Origin of the sequence: Solidesulfovibrio alcoholivorans DSM 5433 (genome assembly GCF_000702665.1) — a bacterium.
GTDB classification, from domain to species: domain Bacteria; phylum Desulfobacterota; class Desulfovibrionia; order Desulfovibrionales; family Desulfovibrionaceae; genus Solidesulfovibrio; species Solidesulfovibrio alcoholivorans.
Map to the genome: position 1 here is coordinate 41,349 of NZ_JNJA01000009.1, position 21,414 is coordinate 62,762.

14 protein-coding genes are annotated in these 21,414 nt (G+C 67.9%); 6 read left to right on the forward strand and 8 right to left on the reverse strand.

The features are described 5' to 3' along the window. Window positions 1-142 precede the first annotated feature (142 nt). The 6 genes from Q368_RS0115435 to Q368_RS0115460 all read right to left on the reverse strand — a co-directional run bounded on the left by Q368_RS0115435 (window position 143) and on the right by Q368_RS0115460 (window position 4,687). The gene (locus Q368_RS0115435) at window positions 143-718 is read right to left on the reverse strand and encodes a GNAT family N-acetyltransferase (protein ID WP_029459954.1); all 576 of its coding nucleotides are present in this window, start codon (window positions 716-718) and stop codon (window positions 143-145) included. 230 nt (window positions 719-948) lie between these two features. Then, on the reverse strand, window positions 949-1,554 hold the full coding sequence (gene mnmM, locus Q368_RS0115440; protein ID WP_029459955.1) for a tRNA 5-(aminomethyl)-2-thiouridylate-methyltransferase MnmM: 606 nt from the start codon (window positions 1,552-1,554) through the stop codon (window positions 949-951). Between the two features lie 122 nt (window positions 1,555-1,676). After that, window positions 1,677-2,186 (reverse strand): YchJ family protein, encoded by a 510-nt coding sequence (locus Q368_RS0115445; protein WP_029459956.1) that lies wholly within the window; start codon window positions 2,184-2,186, stop codon window positions 1,677-1,679. Between the two features lie 88 nt (window positions 2,187-2,274). Beyond that, complete coding sequence (locus Q368_RS0115450) at window positions 2,275-3,612, reverse strand: glutamine synthetase family protein (RefSeq protein WP_029459957.1); 1,338 nt, start codon at window positions 3,610-3,612, stop codon at window positions 2,275-2,277. Between the two features lie 35 nt (window positions 3,613-3,647). After that, window positions 3,648-4,172 carry a DUF6691 family protein gene (locus Q368_RS0115455; RefSeq protein WP_029459958.1) on the reverse strand — a complete coding sequence of 175 codons (525 nt, stop codon included), beginning with the start codon at window positions 4,170-4,172 and terminating at the stop codon, window positions 3,648-3,650. Further along, complete coding sequence (locus Q368_RS0115460) at window positions 4,169-4,687, reverse strand: YeeE/YedE thiosulfate transporter family protein (RefSeq protein ID WP_029459959.1); 519 nt, start codon at window positions 4,685-4,687, stop codon at window positions 4,169-4,171. Before Q368_RS0115460 ends, Q368_RS0115455 begins: the two co-directional genes overlap by 4 nt. A 209-nt stretch (window positions 4,688-4,896) precedes the next feature. On the opposite strand from Q368_RS0115460, the gene Q368_RS0115465 reads away from it, so the two are divergent. The 5 genes from Q368_RS0115465 to Q368_RS0115485 all read left to right on the forward strand — a co-directional run bounded on the left by Q368_RS0115465 (window position 4,897) and on the right by Q368_RS0115485 (window position 16,090). Then, window positions 4,897-7,230: a methyltransferase domain-containing protein gene (locus tag Q368_RS0115465; RefSeq protein ID WP_029459960.1), complete on the forward strand. Its 2,334-nt coding sequence runs from the start codon at window positions 4,897-4,899 to the stop codon at window positions 7,228-7,230. Between the two features lie 94 nt (window positions 7,231-7,324). Beyond that, entirely contained in the window at window positions 7,325-10,795 is a 3,471-nt protein-coding gene (locus Q368_RS0115470) for a FecR domain-containing protein (RefSeq protein WP_029459961.1), read from the forward strand. 8 nt (window positions 10,796-10,803) lie between these two features. Further along, entirely contained in the window at window positions 10,804-12,807 is a 2,004-nt protein-coding gene (locus Q368_RS0115475; protein ID WP_029459962.1) for a CHASE2 domain-containing protein, read from the forward strand. Window positions 12,808-12,883: 76 nt separating this feature from the next. After that, window positions 12,884-13,633 (forward strand): zinc metalloprotease, encoded by a 750-nt coding sequence (locus Q368_RS0115480; protein ID WP_029459963.1) that lies wholly within the window; start codon window positions 12,884-12,886, stop codon window positions 13,631-13,633. 132 nt (window positions 13,634-13,765) lie between these two features. Next, window positions 13,766-16,090, forward strand: coding sequence for a bifunctional diguanylate cyclase/phosphodiesterase (locus Q368_RS0115485; protein ID WP_052360194.1), 2,325 nt, complete (start codon window positions 13,766-13,768; stop codon window positions 16,088-16,090). A gap of 38 nt (window positions 16,091-16,128) precedes the next feature. Here the strand turns inward: Q368_RS0115485 and Q368_RS0115490 are convergent, their stop codons facing one another. Beyond that, window positions 16,129-16,560 (reverse strand): phage regulatory CII family protein, encoded by a 432-nt coding sequence (locus Q368_RS0115490; protein ID WP_029459965.1) that lies wholly within the window; start codon window positions 16,558-16,560, stop codon window positions 16,129-16,131. Window positions 16,561-16,859: 299 nt separating this feature from the next. Between Q368_RS0115490 and Q368_RS0115495 the strand changes: the two genes are divergently transcribed. Continuing rightward, window positions 16,860-18,341, forward strand: coding sequence for an SLC13 family permease (locus Q368_RS0115495; RefSeq protein ID WP_029459966.1), 1,482 nt, complete (start codon window positions 16,860-16,862; stop codon window positions 18,339-18,341). A gap of 201 nt (window positions 18,342-18,542) precedes the next feature. Here the strand turns inward: Q368_RS0115495 and Q368_RS0115500 are convergent, their stop codons facing one another. Next, window positions 18,543-21,110, reverse strand: a complete 2,568-nt coding sequence (locus tag Q368_RS0115500) for a sigma 54-interacting transcriptional regulator (RefSeq protein WP_052360195.1) — start codon at window positions 21,108-21,110, stop codon at window positions 18,543-18,545. Between the last annotated feature and the right edge of the window lie 304 nt (window positions 21,111-21,414).

Consider the following 21,414-nt stretch of genomic DNA (forward strand, 5'->3'; position numbering starts at 1 on the left):
AGCCCGGTGCGCACCACACCGGAAAGGCCAAGACGAGACACTCTCTCTCCTCCCTCCTTGAGCAGACCCTCGCTTCCCCGGCGGGGGTCTGTGTTTTTTGGAGGACCGGAAGCCGCGCCGTTTCATTCCGCCTTCCGGCGGTTCAATTCTCCCGGCGCATGCAGCAGATGGGCATGCCCCGGTAGGAGAGTTCCTTATCGACGACGAACCCTTCACGAGCATAGAAGCCGTAGGCCGGCGAGTTCCTGGCGACGCCGAGAATGAGCCCCCGAAAACCCTGTTCCCCGGAAAAGCCGGCCAGGAAACGCAGCATCTCCTTCCCCAGACCCTGCCGCTGGGCACCGGGGGCAGTCCCTATCAAAAAAAGCTCCAGGTAAGGCTGGTCGTAGACGGGACGGCCGGAAAACGCCCGAGCGAATGCCACCAGGGCGAACGGCCCCAGGATGGGCAGCACCCGACAGAAAAAAATCCCGCTCGCGAGCCCTTTGGGCTCATGGCGGGGATCGGTGACCAGTGCGACGCAGGCCAACCGGTCGTCCTTGTCGATGCCGAAGAGATACGAGTGATCGGGAACGAAGAACGTATCAAGGAAAAGCCCAAGCAAGGCATCGACTTTCCCTTGTGACGTGCCCGCCGGAAACATCGGATGGCTGGCGAATGCCGGCCCAAGGATGGCCATGATCGCATCCCGCGCGCAGGGATCGAGGAGCCGCACCATCGGTCTACCTCCTGTTGCAAAGGATTTCCGCGAGTTACCGCTCACCGGCGAACAGGCCGCCCGGCGCGGCTACCACGGCGTGGACCCCGACAGCGTCACGCGTAGCACCGATTCCTCTTCCCTGTCATGGGGAACCGGCGCTGCAGGATGCAACACGCCGTTGGCGCCCGGCCGTTGGCGAAACTTGGCTGTGAAACCGGATACGGCCGGCCTCTCCCATGGAGCCCGCTTCATCCCGTCGCCGTCTTTTTTCCGGCCGCGCGTTCCAGGAGCCAGGCGATGATGGCGTCCCCGGGCTTGTTGGCGAGTTCGTAGCGGGCCGCGCGCCAGGCGGCGAAGTCGAGGCCGGCGCACCACGTCGCCACGGCGGCGGCTTCCTCAAGCCCGCCGGCGTGGCCCGTGTAGCAGACCACGGCCACGAGGCCGTCCGGGGCCAACACGGCCTGGGCGGCCGCAAGAGCCGCAAGCGTGGTCTCGGGCCGCGTGACCACGGCGGCGTCCCCGCCCGGCCCGCCGGGCAGAAATCCCAGATTGAAGACCACGGCCCGCACGCGGCCGCAAACGTCGGCCGGCAGGACCTCCCGCAGGCGTTCGTGGCCGCAGGCGTGGAGACGCGCCGCGTCGGCGAGCCCCGCCCGGGCAAGCAGGCTCCCCGTGCGCGCCAGGGCCTCGGCCTGGACGTCGAAGCAGTGGACCACGCCGCCCGGGGCGGTACGGCGGGCCAGAAACAGCGTATCGTGGCCGTTGCCGGCCGTGGCGTCCACGGTCACGTCGCCCGGGCGCAGAACCCGGGCCAGGCCGGACTGGGCGAAGGTCAGGGCAGCGGTCGCCAACATGGTTGCGCCCCGGGCCTCAGGCCCCGTGCCGCGCCCTCGAAGAACGCACGGACTTCGAGGCCGACGCCGTTGCTCCGTTGTTTTTGTTCAAAAGCACTCCCGCATTGTTGCCGGGGGCCGCGCTACGCGCCGCAGCAGCGCTTGTATTTCCTGCCGCTGCCGCAGGGGCAGGGATCGTTGCGCCCCACCGCCGGCTTGGGCGCGGGGCGCGTCCCGGCCGTTTCCTGCGCCGCGCCGCCGGGTTCGCCGTCCACGTAGAACCATTCGCCGCCTTTTTTGCGGAACCGGCTCACCTCGTGCAGGATATGGGGCGTGCCGCCCTTGGTGAAGGCGGTTTTGAACTCCACGACCCCGGCCTCGTCGTTCGGGCCGCCAGTGACCGTGCGCAGCACGGCAAGGCCCGTCCAGACGACGTCGGCGCACCAGGCCCGGGTCGCCGCGGCATTGAAGCCTTCGCGCTTTCGCGGGAAGAGCGTGCGGCGCAGATAATCGCAATCGGCGCGCACGTAGGCCGTGTAGCGCGAACGCATGAGGGCCTCGGCCGTGGGCGCGGGGACAGCGCCTTCGAGAAAGGGGCCGCAGCAGGCCGCGTACGGCCGGCCCGAGCCGCAGGGACAGGGTTCCCCGGTCATGACAGGACTCCTTGAAACGGACGCAGGGGCCGTCCGGCGGACGGCCCCTGCGTGCAATCTTCGTTGACGGTTCGTTATGCCGGAGCGGCTAGAGGATCGGCAGGTAGCGCTCGATCTCCCACTCCGTGACCTGCGTACGGTAGGCGTCCCACTCGGCCTTCTTGTTGTCGAGCAGGGCCGTATGCAGGTGGTCGCCGAGAACCTCGCGCATGAGTTCGCTTTTCTCCAGGTTGTCCACGGCCTCGCGCAGGCTGCCGGGTAGGGAGGAGATACCCTTTGCGGCCATTTCCTCGTCGCTCATCTTGAAGATGTTCTCCTCGATGGGCGCCGCGAGCTCGTAGCCTTCCTCGATGCCCCTGAGCCCCGCGCCGAGCATCGCCGCGAAGCACAGGTACAGGTTGCAGGCCGGGTCGGGGCTGCGCAGCTCGATGCGCGTGGCCGCCTCCTTGCCGGGCTTGTACATCGGCACACGCACCAGCGACGACCGGTTGCGCCGCGCCCAGGCGATGTACACCGGGGCTTCGTATCCCGGCACCAGCCGTTTGTAGGAGTTGACCCACTGGTTGGTGACCAGCGCGAATTCCGGGGCGTGGCGTAACAGGCCCGCGATGTAGCTCTTGGCCTCGCCGGACAGGTGGTAGGTGTCCGAGGCGTCGTAGAAGGCGTTTTTCGAGCCCCGAAACAGGGACTGGTGGCAGTGCATGCCCGAGCCGTTTTCCCCGAACAGGGGCTTGGGCATGAACGTGGCGTAGCAGCCGTGCTTGCGCGCGATCTCCTTGACCACCACGCGGTAGGTCTGGGCGTAGTCGGCCATGATCAGGCCTTCCTGGTAGCGCAGGTCAATTTCGTGCTGGCTGGGGGCCACTTCGTGGTGGCTGTATTCCACGGCCACGCCCATGGATTCCAGGGCGAAGTTGATGTCGCGGCGCACGTCGTTGGCGAGGTCGCGGGGGGGCGCGTCGAAATAGCCGCCGCGGTCGAGAATCTGCGGCTGGGAAGAGTTGGCGAACAGAAAAAATTCCAGTTCCGGGCCGACGTAATAGGTGAATCCCATGTCCGCGGCTTTTTTGAGCATGCGCTTGAGCACGTAGCGCGAGTCGGCCGCGAACGGCGTGCCGTCGGGGTTTTTCACGTCGCAGAAAAGCCGTGCCACCGGACGGTCCGAGGGCCGCCAAGCGACGAGCTGAAACGTGGTGGGGTCGGGAAAGGCCACCATGTCCGATTCCTGGATCTTGGTGAATCCGGTGATGGAGGAACCGTCGAAGCCCATGCCCTCCTCGAAGGCGTTTTCGAGCTCGCGCGGGGTGATCTGAAAACTCTTGAGCACCCCGAGCACGTCGATGAACCAGAACTGGATGAAGGAGACGTTGTAATCCTTGACGGCCCGCAGGACGTCGTCCGCGTTCTTGCAGTGGAATACCGCCATACTGTTTCCTCCTGTATGGGTGTTGCGCCGCGACCTCAGAGTCCCTTGCGCTCCAGAAAACGCAATACGCCCGCATAGCAGGCGAGCAGAACCACAATGACGATCCAATGGTTGACGCCGAGCAGCCCCGGCAAGCTGATCTTGCCGTAATTGCCCCAGGCGTAGACCGTGGGCAGCAGGGCGTCGTAGGCCCTGGCGAAGACCGCCGCGCCGGCGAGCATGCCGGCGATGGCGAAAATCGCGTCCAGCCGGCCCTCGCCCACGGCCCCGACCGAGGTGCCGGGACAGTAGCCCACAAGCCCCCAGCCCAGGCCGAACAACAGGCCGCCGATGGCGTTGGCCCCAAGCGCCGTGGTCTTAAGCGACAGTTTGACCAGCCCCAGGTCATGCAGCAGGTAGATGCCGACCATGGCCACCATGATGTGGGAGAGCATGAACTTGACGATGGTCATGTCCACGAGCCGCAACGCCCCGAGCTGCTTGTCGTAGCGCAGCACGTGGCCCCGCTGGAGCAGGAAGCCGAACAGCACGCCCGTGAGGAGTCCGTAGGTGAGCGTCATTGCGCGCCCCTCCCGTACACGAGCCTCGCCATGACGATGCCGCCGAGAAAAAAGCCCGCCGCCGCCACGAAACCGGACACCGCCAGCTGGGACAGCCCGGAAAGCCCGTGCCCGCTCGGGCAGCCGTCCGCGAGCCTGGCCCCGAACATGGCCACGGCCCCGCCGCAAAACGCCGTAAGCGCGCGCAGCCAGACGCCGCCGCCGAAGCGTCCCCGCCACATGTCCGGCACGGCCTGGACGCGGAAATCCCGAAACAGCACGGCCCCCAGGAACGCGCCGATGCCGATGCCGCACACGAACAGGAATTGCCAGTCCATGACCGGTTTTTCCTTGAGGTAATAGGCGAGCGTCGTCACGACCTCGGGCGCGTAGAGCCGTTCGGCCATGCCCGCGCCGCGGACGAACGTCGTGGACGCGCCGAGATATTTGCCCGCGACCAGCACCGAGGCCACGGACACGAGCCCCGACAGGCCCCCGGCCAGATACGGGCTCCAGGCTTTGGCGTCGTGCGCCATGCCGTTCCTCCTTGTCATGGGTTCGCGCAGGGCGGGCGAAACCGCGCCGGCCTTTTTCCATTTCCCTGGGTAGCCCACTCCCACGCAGGCGTAAAGCCCCGCCTGCGGAAATAAGGGGCGCGCCGGGGATGGAAAACGGCTTGGTACATCACGGGACTTCTGGTAACCGTGAACGTAATCTCCGTAAATTCCAAGCCCGGGCGGTTGCCATGCATGCGCATCCTCAAGCGGCGGCACAGGACCATCAAAGCGACCCGAAACAGGCCATCGCCACGCTGTTGCGCGCCGGGCGAAACGACGAGGCCGAGGCACGGGCAGGAGAATGGGCCAGGGCGCATCCCGAAGACGCCTTCGGCTTCGCCGTGCTCGGGTCGCTGCGTCTGGCGCGCGGGCAGGCGCGGGACGCCCTGGACAGTCTGGCCCGGGCGGCGGACCTTGCGCCCCATGCCGCCGAAGTGCAGGTCAACTACGGTCTGGCCCTGGCCGAAACCGGGGACAACGCCGCGGCGCTTTCCCGTTACGCCAAAGCGCTCGCCCTGTCCCCGGGTTTCCTGCCGGCCCTGACCAACCAGGGCGGGGCCCTGGAGGCGCTCGGGCGGCCAGGGGAGGCGCTCGCCAGCTACGACGCGGCGCTGGCCCTTTGCCCGGACCACGCCAAGGCCCTGTACAACCGGGGCAACGCCCTGCGCGACCTGGGCCGGCTTAAGGAAGCGCTGACGAGCTACGACCGGGCGCTGGCCGTCGCCGCGGACTACGCCTTCGCCCACACCGGGCGGGGGCTGGTCCTGGCCGACCTCGGCCGCCCGCACGAGGCCGAGGCCGCGGCGCGCCAAGCCCTCGCCCTGGCCCCCGACCTGCCGCAAGCCCTGGACCTGCTGGCGGGCTGCCTGCTCGCCCGCCATGCCGATCCCCTGGAGGCCATGGCCTGGATCGAACGCTCCCTGGACCGCAGCGAGGGACTCGAGGCGAAGCGGCTCTTCGTGGCCTGCGCCGCGCGCCTGCCGGCGGGGGCCCTGGCCGGTCGCCTGGCGCCGCGCCTCGCCCGCGCCCTGGCCGAACCCTGGGACCGGCCGGAACGGCTGGCCCCGGCGGCCGCGCGGGTCCTGGAGCACGATCCCGAGGTCGGCCCGTGCCTTGCGCGCGCCGTCGCCGCCTGGCCCGGTGAAATCGAGCCGCAGGCGCTTTTCGGACCGCAGGGACCAGCCGTCCTTGGCGATAACGCCCTGCTTTTAGCCCTGCTCGAATCCGGCCCGGTGTGCGCCCTGCCCCTGGAGCGGTTCTGCACCCTGGCACGGCGGGCGCTCCTCGCCCTGGCCGTTCCTGCCGGGCCGCAGGCGCGCACCGATCCGGCGTCCTCGCGCTTTTTCGCCGCCCTGGCCGTGCAGTGCCACATCAACGAATACGCGTTCGCCGTGACCGAAACGGAGGAGCGCCAGGCCGCCGTGCTCGCGGCGTCGCTCGCCGCCCCGGACGCGCCCGCCATCGCCCTGCTCGCCGCGGCCTGCTACCTGCCCCTGGCCGGGCTCCCGGACGCGGCCGCGCTGGCGCAGCGCCCCTGGCCGGCGGCCGTGGCCGGCGTGCTCGAGGCGCAGGTGCGCCGGGTCCTTACCGAACGGACTTTTCGCGAAACCATGCCGCAGCTCACCCCCATCGTAAACGAGGTGTCGCTTCGCGTGCGCCGCCAGTACGAGGAGCACCCCTACCCGCGCTGGGCCCGCACCGCGCCGGCCGACGCGCCGCAAAACCTCGACGCCTTTCTCGCGCGCCGCTTCCCGCGCGCGCCGTATGCGCCTCTTGGCGAGCGCGACCGGCTCGACGTGCTTGTCGCCGGCTGCGGCTCGGGCCGCCATACCCTGGAGACGGCCCGGCGTTTCCGCGGGGCGCGGGTGCTGGCCGTGGACTTAAGCCTCGCCAGCCTCGCCTACGCCAAGCGCAAGGCGCAGGAAGCCGGCGCGGACAACGCGACCTTCGCCCAGGCCGACATCCTGGCGCTTGCCGGGCTCGACCGGACCTTCGACTACATCGAATCCTCGGGCGTGCTGCACCATCTGGCCGATCCCTGGGCGGGCTGGCGCACCCTTGCCGGACTGTTGCGCCCGGGCGGCGTCATGCGCCTGGGCTTTTACAGCGCGCTCGCGCGGCGCGACATCCCCCGCGCCCGGGTCATGCTCCAGGTGAAAGGTTACAACGCGACCACGGCGTCGCTGCGCCGCTGCCGGCAGGAGCTGTTGTCCCTGACGGAAGGCGATCCCTTGCGCCGGCTGCTGTTGCAGGACGTCTTCACGATAAGCGGCTGCCGCGATCTCTTCTTCCACGTCAGCGAACAGACGCTCACGCTGCCGCTGATAGAAGAATTTCTCGCGCAACACGGCCTCTGCTTTCTCGGCTTCGATATCGAACCGGAGATCCTCGACGACTACGAGCGGCGTTTCAGGGACGATCCCGCCGCAACGAACCTCGCCAACTGGCACGTCTACGAAATGGAACACCAGGATACCTTCCTCGAAATGTACCAGTTCTGGATACAAAAGCGGTCGGACTGATTTCCCCTCTTGCAAACGGTGGCATTCCTCCGGCGCATCGGTTAGGCTGCGGCCACGCCTTGCCAGTATCCCCATCCGCCGCCGGAGGACCGCCATGTGCCGCAGTCTTGCCGCCAGCCTTTTCCTTTTCGCAACAGTGCTTTCTTGCTGCGTTCCCCTTGCGGCCCTTGCCGCGGCGCCCCCCGTGGGGCGGCTCATCGACGCGCGCGGCGAGGTGCGCCTGCGCCCGGCCGGGGCACCGGACTGGCGCGAGGCGACCCCTGGCAGCGACCTTTTCCCCGGCGACGCGCTCCGGACCGGCCCGGCCTCGCGGGCGGCGGTACTGTGCGCGGACGAATCGCAGATCAAGCTCAACGAAAACACCATCCTCGTGCTCAAATCCGCCGTCGCCTCGGCCCGGTTGGCCGGGGGCGGGCTCGTGCCGGCCAAGGCGGCGGCGACGCGGGAGGCCAGCCTCTACGAGGTGCCGCAGGGCGAGGTCTGGCTCAAAAACGAGGCCGAGCGCTTCCGCTTCGAAATGGCCACCCCGGCGCTGACCGCGGCCATTCGCGGCACGGAGTTCGTGGTGCGGGTCGGGCCCGACGGAGACACGTCCGTTGCGCTCCTTGGCGGCGCGCTCACGCTTTTTAACGCAAAGGGCGAACTGGCCCTGGCCGCCGGCGAAATCGGCTCGGCCCGGCCGGGCGAGGCCCCGACCAAGCAGGTGCTCGTCAACCCGGAACACGCCGTCCAGTGGACCCTGTATTATCCGGCCCTGGCCGACCCGGCCGCGCTTCTTGCCGGCGCGGGTCGCGGCGAGACCGACGCGCTCGCCCGCCAAGCCCTGGACAAGGCCGGCGCGGGGGACGTGTCCCAGGCCTTCGCCGCGTTGCGCCAGGACCAGAAACGGCTTGCGGACGCCGACGCCCCGGCCCTTTGCGCCGCTGCCTACGTGGCGCTCATGGCCGGCGAACCGGGCCATGCCCGCCGCTGGCTCGACCTGGCCCTGGCGCGCGACCCAGGCTCTGTGCCCGCAAAAGCCCTGGCCGCACAGGTCGCCCTTTTTGAAAACCGCCGCGAAGAGGCCTCCCGGGCGGCCCTGGCTTTGGCTGAGGCCGCGCCGGACGCCGCCCTGGCGCAGGCGACGGCCGGGCTCGCCGCCATGAGCGCCTTCGACCTGCCCGCGGCCAAGGCGCGTTTTCGCCGCGCCCTGGCCCTCGATCCGTCCTTTGTCGCCGCATCCGTCTATCTGGCGCGCATCGAATTGGGCTCCGACGAACTGGAGGCGGCCTGGCGCACCATCGGCAAGGCTCTCGCCGCCGCGCCGGGCGAGGCCCTGGTCCAGGCCACGGCCGGATTCGTGCGCCTGGGCTTCCGCGACTTTTCCGGGGCCGAAGCCTATTTCGAGACGGCGCGCAAACGCGACCGGGGCCTCGGCGACGCCTGGCTCGGACTCGGCTACGTCGCCTTTTCGCGCGGCAAAAAGGCCCTTGGCCTCGAGCGCATGCTCGCGGCGACGCTGCTTTCGCCGCGCCTGTCGCTGCTCCAGTCGTCGCTCGGCAAGGCGCTCTACCAGAACCGCGAGTTCGACAAGGCCCTGGCCACCTACGACTACGCCGCGCGCCTGGACCCGCGCGACCCCACGCCGCACCTCTACAAGGGCATCGCGCTGACCGACCTCAACCGGCCGGGTGAGGCCGTGCGGGAAATAAACGCCAGCATCGCCAGAAACGACAACCAGGCCGTGTTCCGTTCGCGCCTGACCCTCGACCGCGACCTGGCCGTGCGCAACGTGGACCTCGCCCGCTCCTTCATCCTGCTCGGCCTTGGCGACTGGGCCTATTCCAAGGCCGTCACGGCGGTGAAAAACGATCCCCGCAACCCCTCGGCGCACCTGTTCATGAGCAACGCCTACATGGCCACCCGCCAGCGCACCGGGGCCTCGGGCACGGAACTGCTCCTCTACCGCCTGCTCTCGCCGGCCAACCAGAACTCGTTTACCCTCTACAACGACTACACGCCCATGTTCGAGATGCCCTACCTGCGCCTGCAAACCGTGGGCGGCGCGGGCTTCTGGAGCAACGGCAAGCCGGTCTGGTCGGCCTCGGCCGAGGCCTACGGCGGCGTGCCGGGCGTGGCCGGCGACGTGTACGGCGCGTGGAACGACGACCAGGGCATGCGCGAAAAAAACGGCGATTCGCGCTCCCTCTACGGCTTCGCCCAGCTCAAGTGGGATCCGACCGTGCGCGACGCCCTGCTCGCCGCCGCCACCTCCAACGACACCTGGGCCGGCGACAACACGGGCCTCAGCGACTGGCTCTACGCCAACTCGCCCAACCAGAAGCAGTTTTTCGACAACAAGAGCGCCGAACTGGGCTACGTCCGCCGCTTCGGCCCGTTCGCGACCTTCATCGGTTATGTTGCCGCGTCGAACAATCTCTGGGACTGGAAGGACCGCACGTACTACTATTCCACGCCGGAGGGCGGCGACGCGCCCATGGTGGAGTCCTACCTGCAAAACAGGCGCACGCGGCAGCAGTACGCGAGCTTCCAGGCGCAGCAGCAGCTCGTGCTCGGCAACCACACCGTCCTCGCCGGCGGCGACTACTTCAACGGCGAGCTGGACTACCTGCGCAAGTCCCGCGACTTCTACGTCTACTACGGGCAGCTCGCCGAGGACGCCGCCTTCCGCTACCACTACAACCCGGCCAACCGCTCCGGCAGTGTCTACGCCATGGACTACTGGAAGCTCGCCCCGGGCGTGGTTGCCGAAATCGGCCTCGGCTACGACGCCGTGGACTCGCCCCGCTACGGCTGGCCCGACCCGGTCCACCGGGAGCTTGTAAGCCCCCGGCTGGGACTCAACTGGCAACTTACCGACGCGCACACCCTGCGCCTGGCCTTCCAGCGCTACCTCAACACCCACACGCTCTTCCAATCCGTGATCCAGCCCTCGGAAGTGGCCGGCTTTCCCGGCCGGCTCAACGCCGACGACGGCTCCACGGTCACGGAACTCGGCGCGGGCTGGGAAGCGCAGTGGGACCAGGACACCTTCACCGTGGCCCGGCTCTACTTCCATCAGGTCGTCAATCCCCAGTACGACCCCTACGCCAGCTACGACCGGGAAATCGACGTCACCGTCAACCGCTACATGGCAACGCTCGGCATCAACCGCATCCTCGCTCCGTATCTGGGGCTGTCGGCCTTTGGCGTGGCCAAGCGCCTGCTGCCGACCGAAGCCACGGCCAGGCGCTACCCCGAGAACGACTTTTTCGAGGCCAACGGCGTGCTGGCGCTCAATTTCCTGCACGAATCCGGCCTCGGCGCGGGCATCTCCGGCACGGCGGTCCAGCAGTACTATTTCGACCGCCGCTACGAAAACGTGCGCGGCGAACGGCGCACGGAAACGCTCTTCGGCCTGCTTTCCGCCCAGCTCTCCTACCAGTTCCCGGGCAAACGCGGCTTCGTCTCCGTGACCGGCACGAACCTCACCGGCACGCGCTTCACCTACCAGCGCGAAGCCGTGGCCCTGGACGCCTTCTACCCGGACCGGCAGATCGTGTTCAAACTGGGCTGGTATTTCTAGGCGACCACATGGCCGGCGAACATCGCATGGAACGCGGCAGGCTGCGCGCCCTGCTGCTGGGAGCCGGAACGGGACTTTGCCTCTGGGGCCTCGTCCTGCTCGTTGCGGCCACGCCCCAGGGCCGCTCCCTGGAGGACATGGCCCTCGACGCGGCCTGGCTGTTGCGCGTGCGCGCGACACGGCCCGCGGACATCCTGGTCGTGGCCGTGGACGAGCCCTCCTTCCAGGAAATCGGCCTGCCCTGGCCCTGGCCGCGCGCCCTGCACGCAAGGCTTATCGACCGGCTGCGCGACGCCGGAGCCCGGGCCGTGGTCCTGGACATGGTCTTTGCCGCACCCTCCGCCCCGGCCGACGACGCCGCCCTGGCGCAGGCGCTTGCGCGTTCGGGCGCGGCGGTGCTGGCCAGCGCCCTGGAGAGCGTGGACGACCCGGCGTTCTCCCGCCAGGTGCGCATCGATCCCCTGCCCCTTTTCGCCCGGGCCGCCGCGCGCGTGGGGCTCGCGGTGCTGACCCCCGACCCGGACGGGGTCGTGCGCCGCTTCGCGACGCGCCACGCCGGACTGCCAACGCTGGCGGCTGCGGCCCACGGCCTGGTTTCGGGCCGCGGCGACATCCCGGACGCCGCCGGGCTCATCGACTACCCCGGCCCGGCGCGCACCATGGACACGGTCTCCTACGCCGCCGTGCTCGATCCCGACCATCCCCTGCCGGCCGCGCGCATCCGGGGCCGCATCGTCGTGGTCGGCCGGGCCATGGCCGCCTCGGCCGCGCCCCTCGGGCAGGCCGACGCCTTTGCCACGCCCTTCACCCGCGCCACGGGCCAGCCGGCCTTCGGCCCGGAAATCCACGCCGCCATCCTGGCCACGCTCCTTGGCAACGGTCCGGGGAGGGAATGGTCGCCCGAAACGACGCTCAAACGGCTGGGGATCGCGCTCCCCCTGGCCGGCGCGCTCTTTTTCCGCCTGCGCCCCCTGGCGGCCGCGACAACGGCGCTCGGGCTCGTCGCCGGGCTCGGGGGGCTCTCGGCCGCGCTTTTCGTCTGGCGGTTCTTCTGGCTGCCGCCGGCGCTCCCCGCGGCGGGACTGCTCGCCTGCGGCGCGGCGGCCACGCTCTACCGGGGGCTCGTGGAATCCCGGGAAAAGCGCTTCCTGGCCAAGGCTTTTTCCCGCTACCTCTCGCCCGTGGTCGTGCGCGACCTGGTGCGCCGGCCCGAGCGGCTGGAACTCGGCGGCGAGGAGGCCGTGGTCACGGTGCTCTTCTCCGACCTCGCCGGCTTCACGCGCTTTTCCGAGCCGCTCTCGCCCAAGGACCTCATCGGCGTGCTCAACGCCTGGTTCACGCCGGCCACGGACATCATTCTCGCGGCGGGCGGGACCCTCGACAAATTCATCGGCGATGCGGTCATGGCCTTCTGGGGCGCGCCCCTGCCCGACGACGCCCAGGCGTCCAAGGCGCTCGGCGCGGCCCTGGCCATGGACGCGGCCATGACCGCGCTGGCCCGGGATTTCGCCGCTCGCGGCCTGCCGCCGCTTGCCGCGCGCATCGGCCTGCACCACGGGCCGGCCGTGGTCGGCAACGTCGGCTCACGCGCGCGGTTCAACTACACCATCCTCGGCGACACCGTGAACCTGGCCTCGCGCCTGGAGTCCCTCAACAAGCAGTACGGCACGGCCATCCTGGCCAGCCGGGCCGTGTTCGCGGCGGCCGGGGAGGATTTCCCCTTTCGGGAGCTCGACCGCGTGCGGGTGGTCGGGCGCACGGCGGCCGTGGCCGTGTGCGAACCCCTCGGTCCCCGGGGCGCGCCGGTCCCGGCCTTTGCGGAAACCTTCCGCGCCGCCAGGGAGGCGTACGGCAACCGGCATTTCGCGGCTGCCCTCGACGGGTTCCTGGCCGCGGACGCGGCGCGCGGGGGCGATCCCCCTTCCCGGGCCTTTGCCGCGCGCTGCCGCGCCTATCTCGCCGCGCCGCCGCCCAAGGACTGGGACGGCGTGTTTGTCCCTTCAGGGAAATAACGCATAAGGCTCTTGCGGCGGACGAAGAATCGTCGTAGCCGTTACAGTACACAATCCACCTTACGGAAGGCGCGTCATGGCCCAGACTCTCTCGTCCGATGTCTTCGCCAGCGGAAACGGCAACGTCCTGATCGATTCCCTCGTCTACGAAGGCCTGGCCCTGTGGACCGCGGAAACGCCCACGGCCGGGCTGACCGTCACCTACGCCTTCATGACCACGCCGCTCGTGCCTGCGGACAACGAGGAGCCGATAAACGACTTCGCGCCCTTAAACGCCACCCAACAGGCGGCCGTGCGCCTCGTCTACGCCACCTCCGAGCCCCTGACCGGCCTCAATTTCGTGGAAACGGCCAATCCCCTGACGGCGGACATCGCCTTCGGCACGGCCGACATCGCCGACCCTGACGTCATGGCCTACACCATGACCGGCGCGACCATCGGCAACAACGCCGACGGCGGCACGACCATCGACCGCCAGGACTACGTCTATCTCGACAACGCGGAATACGGCGCGGTCCTGGGCACCCCCCTGCCGGGCAGCCTCGGCTATGAAACCGTGCTGCACGAGATCGGCCACACGCTGGGCCTCGACGACACGGCCTACACGCAGACCTTGCCGGCGGTGCTCGACAACACCGACTACACGGTCATGTCCTACAACGAGACCGCCACCTACAAGAGCACCTTCTCGACGCTCGACATCCAGACGCTCCAGTATCTGTACGCGGATTCGGGCAGCATCCGCAGCTTCGGCGTCATTGCCGTGCCCGCCTGGCCGGGCGTGTCCGCCACGCCGACCCTGGATGCGACCCTGGCCGCAGGCTGACCGCCAGCCTGCAGCGACATGCATTTGTCATAAAAACGTCGTCGTTCCGCCGCCTCTCCGTGGGGAGAAAAACCGCGCGCGGGGATGGAGTGCCCCGCGCAGGGCCAACCTGCGGCTTTCTGCGGAGGCGGCATGGAACCGACGCGCATCCCATCCTCCATCATGTTCAAGCACATGCTGGAACAAAACAAGGGACTGACCGGAACGGCGGGCCGGAGACGGCCGCACATGGCGGCGCTTCTGGACGACGCCCCCGTGGTCCGGGAGGACCGGCTCGCCCTCATCACATTCGAGGCCGCGGACTTCCACCTCAAATTCGCCGGAATCGGCGTGGAAACGGGCCGCGCCTGCCTGCGCGCCTGCCTGGACGCGGCCGTGGACCGGTTCGCCGCGAGCTTTCCGGGCTGCACCCTGCTTTTCATCCAGGAGGCCTCGCCGGGCGACGCGGTGTTCCTGTTCGAACACGAGGCGGGAGACCAGGGCGAACTCTTCTACTGTTACCTCGCCTACCGCGCGGCCGTGCTTGCCGCCGTGGCTGACGAGCCCAGGCAACTGGCCGGCGGCGACCTGGACCTGCGCATCGGCTTCGCCTGCCTGGAGCCGGAAGACGGCCTGCCCGCCCCGGAAGCGCTGTTCGCGGCGGTGTGCAAGGCCAAGCGGCTCTCCCGCCAGAGCATCGACGACAACGCCGTCCCTTCCCGCTGCGAACTGGCCACGCTTTTCGCCAAGGGCCTGGCCGGCGTGGTCTACCAGCCCATCGCCGACCTGACCACGGGCGTGGTCCTCGGCTGGGAGGCCTATGCGCGCAGCCCCTCGGGCATCCCCATCCAGGACGCGTTGCGCCTTTTCGAAATGACCGGCTCCACGGACAAGGCCCTGGAGGTCGAACAGGGCCTGTGGCGGCTGGCCCTGGCGGGAGTCGGCGAGCTCACCTCCCGGCAGAAGCTCTTCCTGAACGTCGGCCCGGCCTGCCTGTGCGCCCGCGACAGCCAGATCGGCGCGTTCTCCAGGCTCGTGGAGGAACACGGACTGGCCCCGGGACAGATCGTACTGGAATTTTCCGAACGTCTCAGCCCCGGCGAACTGCTCGCCCTGCCGGAACTGCTCGACGGCTACCGCTTCCGGGGTTTTCTCACGGCCATCGACGACGTGGGCGCGGGGCATTCCAACATGATGCTCCTGGCGCGGCTGCGGCCCGATTATTTCAAGGCCGACGTGGCGCTCACCCGCGACATCGCGAGCAACCCCTTCAAACGGGTCATGGTCGAGACGCTGGTGCTCGTGGCGGAAAAAATCGGCGCCAAGGTCATCGCCGAGGGCGTGGAAACGGAGCTGGCCCTGACCTCGCTCGTGTCCATGGGCGTGCACGCCGGCCAGGGCTACCACCTGGGCATGCCCGCCTTTCCCAAGCCCGAAGGCGGCCGGGCCATGCCGCCCAGGGCCGGCTACGGCCAGGTCGCGGCCGGCGACTGGAAATGCGCCTCGCCCGTGGGCGACCTGATCGAACCCTGCCTGGCCGTGGGCACGGATCGCTGCATCGGAGAACTCAAGGAAATGCTGGCCGACAAGCCGGTCATGTGCTCGGCCGTGGTCGTGGACGGCGACATCCCGGCCGGGCTCGTCATGAACTACAACCTGGACAAGGCGCTGAGCTCGAAATTCGGCGTGGACCTCTATCACAGGAAACGCGTGACCCGGCTCATGGACGCAAGCCCCCTTTGCGTGGAGCACGACACGCCCATCGAGGAGGCCGCCCGCCAGGCCATGAACCGCGCCCCGGCCAAGATCTACGACGACATTGTCGTCACCCGCGCCGGACGGCTGGCCGGCACGGTGTCCGTGCAGAAGATGCTCGACACCCTGGCCAAGGTGCAGGTGGAACTGGCCAAGGGCTCCAATCCCCTGACAGGACTGCCCGGCAACGTGGCCATCGAGCGCGAATTCGCCCGCCGCGCCCGCGACGGGCATCCTTCCTGCATGATGTACGTGGATCTGGACAACTTCAAGGTCTACAACGACGTGTACGGCTTCAGCCAGGGCGACCGGGTCATCCTGCTCACGGCCCGCGCCCTGCGCGAGGCCCTGGCCCGGGAAGGCGCGCCCGGGGACTTCCTCGGCCACGTCGGCGGGGACGATTTCGTGGTCATCGCCGCGCCCGAGGCGACGGACGCCATCGCGGAAGCGGCCGTGGCCCTGTTCGCGGCCGAGGTTCCCTCGCTCTACACGCCCGAGGACAGGCGGCGCGGCCACATCCGCGGCAAGGACCGCGAGGGCCGGGTGCGGGAAATCCCGCTCATCACCCTGTCCATCGGCATTCTGGAATGCCTGTTCGAGACGTCCGTCACGTTCGAGGACCTGAGCCACCGCGTGGCCTCTGTCAAAAAGCTGGCCAAGGCGCAGGCCGGCAATTCCGTGGTCCGCGACCGGCGCGCCCCCCTGGGCGCGGCCGCGCGCTGACGCGCCCCCCTTCCTCCCCCCTTCAGGCCTTCCCGGCGCTACACGTCTTCGCCGTTGCGGCGCGTGACGTAGAACGCGAAATCTTCCTTGAGCTGGCGGATGAGCACCTCGCGCCACTTGGCCACATATTCCACTGGTCGGCCTTCGAGCATGGCCCGGTGGTATTCCACGAGCGCCTGGTAGGTATCGAGCAGTTCCTCGTGAAAGGTGGGCTTGTCCGGTGCGATGTCGCGCACGGACGCCACCCGGTAGCCCATCTCCTCGGCCAGGTACCGCAACGGCAGCGTGGAATCGCAGGCCTGCATGAGCGGCAGCAGCATTTCCACGCCGAGCTTCGCCCCCCGGTCTTCCGGGTCGAGTTCACGCATGAGGGTCGAGTAGGGTTTGCCCACCTCGGAAGCAATGCTTTTCACCGGCCGTGGGCAATTCTGGACCATCTCGAGAATGAGGTTCTGGATTCCCTTTGGCATTAGAAAACGTCCGTTAGATTATAACTATCTTGCATCTAACCCTGTTTTCGGTGATACCATGAACAAGCGGCAAACTGTCAAGGCTCGGGCGCGGATTTTATTTTCCGCGTTCCAATGCTCCGCTCCTCGACTTGCACGGGCGTAAGGAGAAATACGCCTCCCTGCAAGCAGGGAGATCAGGGGCATGGAGCAACAGCGGCAACAGAAGGAGGTTTGTGCAACAACCCGTGTTACGAAGTGCCTGACGGATACGGTTGTCACAGAAAGACTGTACGAGCTACGCGCCAAGGAGCATATTGATGGTCGACACAATGAGAAAGATCGGTTTGCCACTAGGTCCAGTCTTGTTCCTCATCATTTGCATGCTGCCTGTGCCTGAAGGGATGACGCAACAGGCCCTGTTCTGCGCGGCAACCACCGTGCTCATGGCCGTCTGGTGGATTAGCGAAGCCATCCCCATCCCCGCAACGTCCATGGTTCCCATCGTACTTTTCCCCGTGCTTCAGATCATGCCGACGTCCAAGGCGACGCTTCCCTACGCCAACCATTTGATCTACCTGTTCATGGGTGGTTTTTTTATCGCCGTGTGCATGGAACGCTGGAACCTGCACTATCGCATCGCCATGCACACCATCCGCATCGTCGGCACGAGCCCCTCGCGCATCGTGCTGGGGTTCATGGTGGCCGCGGGTTTCCTGTCCATGTGGGTGTCCAACACGGCAACCACGGTCATGATGATGCCCATTGGCCTCGCCATCATCAAAGCCTGCGCCGACATCACCGGCGACCATGACCTCCAGCACAACCCCTTCGCCGTCAGCCTCATGCTGGCCCTGGCCTACGCCGCGTCCATCGGCGGCCTGGCGACGATCATCGGCACCCCGCCCAACACCATCATGGTCGCCCAGCTCGACAAGCTCTACCACCAGACCATCAGCTTCCTGGACTGGATGAAGGTGGGCGTGCCCCTGGCCGGCACGTTCCTCATCATTGCCTGGCTGCTGCTGACCAAGGTGCTCTACCGGGTCAAGGGAGACATCCTGCAAGGTCGCGGCGAGGCGCTGATCCAGGCCGAACTGGACAAGCTCGGCCCCATGAAAAAGGAAGAAAAGCTCATCGTGTGCGTGTTCGCCATGGTGGCCACGCTGTGGATCGTCATGGGCCTGGTCAAGTGGCCCATATTCAAGGGCGTCTCCGATGCTTCCGTGGCCATTTTCGGCGCGCTCATGCTTTTCGTGATCCCCTCGGACCTCAAGCGCGGCGTGTTCCTGCTCGACTGGAAGACGGCGGTCAAGATCCCCTGGGACGTGATCCTGCTCTTCGGCGGCGGCCTGTGCCTGGCTGACGGCTTCCAGGTGACGGGGCTGACCAAGTATATCGCCGGCCTGCTCGTCGACCTCGAGGGCATGCAGCTCGTGTGGATCATTGCCTGCATCGTGGCGCTCAACATCTTCCTGACCGAAGTGACCTCCAACACCGCCGTGGCCACGCTCATGATCCCGGTCATGGGCGCCATCGCCGTGGGCATGAAGATCAACCCCTTGGGCCCCATCGTCGCGGCCTGTATCGCCTGCTCCTACGCCTTCATGCTGCCCGTGGCCACGCCGCCAAACGCCGTGGTCTTCGGCTCGGGCGCGGTGACCATACGACAAATGGCCAAGACGGGCTTCTGGCTCAACATCCTCGGCATCATCCAGATCACCCTGACGGTCTATTTCCTCATGCCCTATGTCTGGGGCGTGGACCTGACCACCCTGCCCAGCTGGGCCGTGCCGAAATAACCCTGACCAGCCAACAGCATGACGCGACGCCCCCGGCCGGACATTCCCGGCCGGGGGCGTTTGCCGTTATGGGGGAGGGGAATGGACGGGAAGGAGAGGAGAGGACGCCTCCGGCGGCCAGGAGGGGCCGGGGCCCCTCCTGGACCACCCCGACCAGGGGAAGCGGGGATTTCAAGACGGCAGCGGCGATACGAGAAGCTGTCAGGCGGTCCCGTCGCGGTTCCCGAGGGCGGCCAGGGCCGCCTCGGTGGGTTCGTAGCGCGTGGCCGGCCCGCTGCCGCGGCGCACGAGCAGCCCCTTGTCCACGAGCTGGCGCAGGTCGTGGGCGGCGGTGCGCTGGGGAATCCCCCCGGCGAGCTCCTGGTAGCGGGCGCGGGTGATGCGCCCTTCGCGCGCGATACGCGGCAGAAGCGCCGCCTGGCGGGGGCCGAGGCCTTGCAGGACCGAGACGTCCGGGGCCGCTTCACCCGGCGCGGCAGCGTCCCCCACCCGGGAGCCCCGGGCCGCTTCGTCCGCCACGGCGTCCGCCGCGACCGCGTCCGGCTCCCGTGGCACGCCTGCCGCAGCGGCGGACGGCGCGCCGGTGTCGCCCTCGAGCAGCAGGTCCGTGTCCTGGATCACGCTGTGCTCGGACATGACCGCGGCGCGCAGGATGCAGTGCTTGAGCTCGCGGATGTTGCCGGGCCAGTCGTAGGCGATGAGCTTGGCCAGCGCCCCCCGGGAAAGCCCGAGCCCGCGCTTGTCCGTGCTCGCGCCGGCCTCGGCCAGGAAGTGGTGGGCCAGGACCGAGATGCTCATCTTGTGCCGGCGCAACGGCGGCGTGGCCACGGCGATGACGTTGAGGCGAAAATAGAGGTCCTCGCGGAAACGCCCCTTGGCGCTGGCCTCGCGCAAATCCACGTTGGTCGCGGCCACCAGGCGCACGTCGATGGCCAGCTCCCTGTCGCTGCCGAGCGGGCGGATGCGGCGCATGGCGATGGCCCGCAGCAGGGCCTGTTGGACCTTGGGCGTGGCGCTTTGGATCTCGTCGAGGAAGAGCACGCCGCCGTCGGCCTCCAGGAATGCCCCCTTGCGCTCGGCGCGCGCCTCGGTGAACGCGCCCTTGACGTGGCCGAAGAGCGTGTCGAGGAGCAGGTTCTCGTCGAGCGCGCCGCAATTGATGGAAATGAAAGGCCCCTTGGCCCGCCGGCTGTGCCGGTGCACGGCTTCGGCCACGAGCTGTTTGCCCGTGCCCGTCTCACCCGTAACAAGCACGTCCGCGTCCACCTGCGCGGCCTTGGCCAGCTGCGCCCGCAGCCGCTCCATGAGCGGCCCCGTGCCCTTGATCTCCGGGAACGCCTCGGCCGCCACGCCGGCAGGGGCCGGCTCGGGGCTGGCCTTCTCGCGCATGCGCACCTGCTCGATCTTCCTGTCGCGGCTTTCGATCTCGTCCACCTGGCGGCGGATGGCCGCGATCATGGAATTGACCGCGTTTTTGAGCACCGAGGTCTCGTGGTCGTGGTCGGGCAGCGTCACGGGCGCGATCTCGCCCGAGGCCCGGATGCGCGACACCGAGCGGGCCAGTTCGATGATGGGGCGGGTGATGGCCCGGGACAGCAGGGTGATGATGCCCGTGACCAGGACCATGGCCGAAAGGGTGATGATAAACACCACATCCACCTGCTTGTAGCCGGCGCGCAGCGTCATGCGGCTCTTGTCCATGTAGGCCACGCCGGCGAACACGCGGGGCATGGCGTCCTCGGAGGCTTTGAAGCGCACCGGCGCGAACGGCATGTACGCGGCCGGCGCGCCGGCGATGGGCGCCGCGCCGCCGCCGCCGTCGTCGATGATCCCGCTTTTGCCCTCCCGGACCTCGTAGACCATGCGCCAGTAATCCTTGTGGAGCGCCTCGGGCCGGAAGGCCGACTCCATGCCCCGGCGGCCCAGCGTGCCGGAATAGCCGGAACGGGCCAGATAGGTGGTGAGCTCGACCTGCGGTTTGTCCGGTTCGGCGGACTGGAACAGCACCCAGCCCTCGGTGTCGAACAGGAAACTGTAGCGCAGCTCGGGACTGCGCTCGAAGCCGTGGAGCGGCGACTGCGCGGAGTTGTAGAGCGAAAGGATGTTGCGCAGGTCCCGCGCGCCGAGGCTCAGGATGTAGACCCCGCGCACCTTGCCGGCGTCGTCCGTGCGCGGGGCGAAGATGCGGATGATCTCGTTGGCCACGGCCATGTCGGAGCCGGAGGGCAGGGTCAGGTGGTAGTCCAGGCGGACGATGGGCCCGAGCCCCGCCTGGCCGGGCACGAGTTCCCGGCCCTGCTCCAGCAGACGGAAGGGGCTTGGCCGGATGTCCTCGACCGCGTCGCCCGGTACGCGCACCACGCGGTCGCGGATGGTGTCGAAAAAGACGTGGTCGTGGCCTTCCAGGTCCAGGTAGCCGAATTCGCGGTACGGGAAGGGGCGCAGGTCGTTGAGGCGCTCCAGGTAGTCGCGCATGGCCGCGGGCTCGGGGGCCTGCGCGACGAAGAACAGCAGGTCCCTGCGCCCCTGGGCCAGCGTGTCCTCCAGGGCCTTGGCCACGGCCAGGGTTTGCACGATGCCGATGCGTTCCAGGGCTTCTTGCAAATACTGTTGCGAGAAAACGTAGGTGACATAGCCCGTAACCAGCAGGATGCCGACCACGGAAGGAATGAGCACGGCCAGCAGCTTGGTCCGTATGCGCAGGCGATTGACCTTGGAAAAAGGGAGAAATCGGGCTTGCATCCTGCCGGCCAGGTCTGTCCAGGTCATCGTCGCCTCCGTCTTTGAGAAAAAAAGAGCGAACGTCGTTCCCGGGGCCTGTTGCCGGATTCACCCAGCGATCCGGCAAAGGATGGAGCCTTACGGCTTTCTCCTTGGTATTCTTACGGAAAAATCATCTTTGCAAGAAGCATCCATACCTTGCCACATCACGCAATCCTGTCAACAATGTAAGCAAGATTCCTTTTCAATACATTAAAATAATTCATTAAAAATTTCGCCTATCGCCATGCGGCACGCGGATTGCTCTTTTTGTCACATGCCGGCCCGATCTCCTCGTGCCGGCAACCGCAAA